This window comes from Frankia tisae, from assembly GCF_025403405.1.
In the GTDB taxonomy this organism is placed as follows: domain Bacteria; phylum Actinomycetota; class Actinomycetes; order Frankiales; family Frankiaceae; genus Frankia; species Frankia tisai.
This window is the reverse complement of sequence record NZ_JANEZT010000581.1, coordinates 1-2,618: the sequence shown is the minus strand read 5'-3', so window position 1 is coordinate 2,618 and position 2,618 is coordinate 1. Positions and strand designations below refer to the sequence as shown.

Genomic DNA, 2,618 nt, shown 5'->3' with positions numbered 1-2,618 from the left:
GCCCTGCACCCCGACGATCGCCCGCAGCAGCGTGGTCTTGCCCCCGCCGCTCGGCCCGATCACCCCCGTCACGCTGCCTCGGGGCACGGTGAACGTGATCCCGTGGATGACCTCGTGGCCGCCCCGTCCGCGCCGGCGGGCCCCGCGCCGGATCCGCACGTCGGTCGCGGAGACCGCCGCGACGTCGGCGAGCGCGCCGGGCGGGGCGCGCCGAGCGGCGACTCCGGCCACGTTGGTCACGCTCGGAGTCGGTTCCAATCCGGAGTGCACTTGCCGCATCCTGCCAACGTCGCGTCCCGATCCGGGCGACGTCCGGCCCGGCGAGTTCCGGTGCCGGTCCCGTGCACGCGCTGCGGCCGCATCGCGCCCGGGGCCGGATGCTTGGCGGCTTCCGGTGGCGGCACCCCCAGGGGCGGACGAGCCGAGATGTCGACACGCAGAAAGGTCGAGGTGAGGATGATGGCGTTCGTCGGGTATGCGCTGTCCAGCGAGGAGCACGGCGCGCGGGCGTTGGTCGAGCAGGCCCAGGCCGCCGAGCGGGCCGGCTTCGACTGTACGTCTCCGGGTTCGGCCCGGCCGCGGTCCGCCTGGCGGCGCGGATCGGCGAGGGGTACTGCGGGGTTCTCCGGACGCCGACCTGCTGCGCCTGTTCGACCAGGCGGGCGGCGCCGGCCGGCGCCGGCCGGCCCAAGCAGGGTTCGCTGAAGGTCTGCTGGGCTGAGGACGAGGCCGATGCCCGCAAGACCGTCCACTTCTACCGCCGCGAGGTCCTGCCCCGCTTCCGCTGATCCGCCTGCCCGCCAGCGGCAGGCTCAGCGGTGGTAGACGTCGCGACGGTGGTCAATGTCCAAGACGGTAACAGTCCTGGCCGCATCGTCGACGCGGTAGATGATCCGGTACGTGCCGCGGCGGGCGCTGAATTGATCGTCCAACGGCGGTAGCAGCCGTTTCCCGACGGGGTAGGGCGCCTGCACGAGCGGGCCTGCGATGAATGCGTACGCCGCCGCGGCGACTGCTTGGGGCAGGCGCTCGGCGAGCGCGCGGCGGACCGTTGGCGTGGTCCTTAACGCATAGGGTTCAGCGTGATCGTTCATGCCGGGCCGAGGCGACGCCGCATGGTCTCGGCCAGCTCCTCCTCGGTGACGGCCTCGCCGCGGGCGAGTTCGGCGTCAGAGTCTGCGAGTCGGCGCAGCGTGGCCGGGTCGCTGAGGATCGCGAGCGTTTCCTCCAGCTGCTCGAGATCCTCGACGGCGAGCAGGACGGCGGAGGCACGGCCGTGCACGGTGACGGTCACGCGCTCGTGATGGTCGTGGACGCGGCTCACCAACTCGGACAGATGAGCTTTGACCTCACCCAGCGGCAACGTCGTCATGGTCAGAAGTATGACCAAAACCGCGGTTGGCGTCCAGCGAGGGAACCGTCGGGCCTGTCCCGTCCAGGGGCGCGGCGCCGCGGACGGCGGTCAGGGGATGAGGTGGCGGAGGTAGCGTTCGGGGCTGGTGAGGTACTGGCGCCAGTTGGCGACCAGGTCGAGGTCGTCCCAGGTGGTCCGGCGCAGGCCGTGCGGGCCGACCTCGATGATGTCGGCGCCGGGGGTCGCGGCGAGGATCGGGGAGTGGGTGGCGCAGACGATCTGCGCGCCGGTGGTCCCCAGCTCGTGCAGCAGGGCGACCAGGTGCAGGGTGGCCGTGAACGACAGGGCGGCCTCGGGCTCGTCGAGGACGTAGAACCCGGGCGCGTCGAACATCGACCGGAAGATGGCGAGAAAGCCCTCGCCGTGGCTCATGGTCCGGGTGTCGTCGTCCCAGTAGCCGGCCCCCGTGGGAATCCAGGCCGAAGCCCTCGGCGATCGCCTCCACCAGCGTCGACTTGCCCGACCCGTTGTCGCCCACCAGGAACGTGACCGGCCGAGTCAGCGTCAGGCCCCCGCCGAGCACCGCTGCGACGGCCGGCACGGTGAACGGCCACCGCCCACGGCCCTCCGCCCCCGGTGCGAGCCCGTCAGGCACGTAGACGCGTTCCACGAACATGGGTGGGCTTCCCTTCGTCGCAGCGACGGCCACCAAATCCCATCGACCATACGGAGCCAGGCCGGGAGGATCGATACCATATGGTCCGTGTCGCTCTTGGATCGCTCCACCAGCATGGAACGCTGAGGCCGTAATGACTGAACTCTCGTCGGGAATCCGTGTCTAGACTGACGGTGGCGACGTGCCAATTTCCGGTAGACGCCGACGTTGTGCGAAACGGCCGGTACGTCATGCGCCAGATGCTGTCCGCGCGGGAGCGAGGGGCGGACGTCGCGCATTTTCCGGAGGCATGTCTGTCGGGCTACGCTGGGGCAGACTTCCCGAGCTACGACGGATTCGACTGGGAGTTGCTCGAACGTGTTACGCGGCAGGTTCTGGCGCTCGCTGGTGAGCTCGGGTTGTGGGTCGTGCTCGGTTCGACGCACCGTTTGACCGGCGATCACAAGCCGCACAACAGTCTGTACTAGTCCGATTTGAAGAGTGTGCATGATTCTGCTGTCATAGAAACATGATTATCGATGGACGGGCTCTTCCGCGGGAAACCCAAGAGGACATCCGCATGCGGGCTGTCGACCTCTTCGAGAAGAA

General features: G+C 69.4%; 5 protein-coding genes. 1 reads left to right on the top strand and 4 read right to left on the bottom strand.

Going from position 1 to position 2,618, the window contains the following annotated elements:
* The 4 genes from NBZ85_RS30110 to NBZ85_RS34190 all read right to left on the bottom strand — a co-directional run.
* A partial coding sequence (locus NBZ85_RS30110) for an ATP-binding cassette domain-containing protein (protein WP_261563317.1) occupies positions 1–240 on the bottom strand: 240 nt, incomplete at its 3' end.
* Between the two features lie 572 nt (positions 241–812).
* Positions 813–1,094 (bottom strand): type II toxin-antitoxin system RelE family toxin, encoded by a 282-nt coding sequence (locus tag NBZ85_RS30105; protein ID WP_261557991.1) that lies wholly within the window; start codon positions 1,092–1,094, stop codon positions 813–815.
* Entirely contained in the window at positions 1,091–1,372 is a 282-nt protein-coding gene (locus NBZ85_RS30100) for a type II toxin-antitoxin system Phd/YefM family antitoxin (RefSeq protein WP_261557990.1), read from the bottom strand. The genes NBZ85_RS30105 and NBZ85_RS30100 overlap by 4 nt, the downstream gene beginning before the upstream one ends.
* 90 nt (positions 1,373–1,462) lie before the next feature.
* Positions 1,463–1,786 carry an AAA family ATPase gene (locus NBZ85_RS34190; RefSeq protein ID WP_261557989.1) on the bottom strand — a complete coding sequence of 108 codons (324 nt, stop codon included), beginning with the start codon at positions 1,784–1,786 and terminating at the stop codon, positions 1,463–1,465.
* 402 nt (positions 1,787–2,188) lie between these two features.
* On the opposite strand from NBZ85_RS34190, the gene NBZ85_RS30090 reads away from it, so the two are divergent.
* On the top strand, positions 2,189–2,497 hold the full coding sequence (locus NBZ85_RS30090) for a nitrilase-related carbon-nitrogen hydrolase (RefSeq protein ID WP_308205241.1): 309 nt from the start codon (positions 2,189–2,191) through the stop codon (positions 2,495–2,497).
* The last annotated feature ends 121 nt before the right edge of the window (positions 2,498–2,618 follow it).

Excerpts from the sequence above, each read along its gene's own strand:
- NBZ85_RS30105 (WP_261557991.1), bottom strand. The coding sequence starts at position 1,094 with ATGAACGATCACGCTGAACCCTATGCGTTAAGGACCACGCCAACGGTC.
- NBZ85_RS30100 (WP_261557990.1), bottom strand. The coding sequence starts at position 1,372 with ATGACGACGTTGCCGCTGGGTGAGGTCAAAGCTCATCTGTCCGAGTTG.
- NBZ85_RS34190 (WP_261557989.1), bottom strand. The coding sequence starts at position 1,786 with ATGAGCCACGGCGAGGGCTTTCTCGCCATCTTCCGGTCGATGTTCGAC.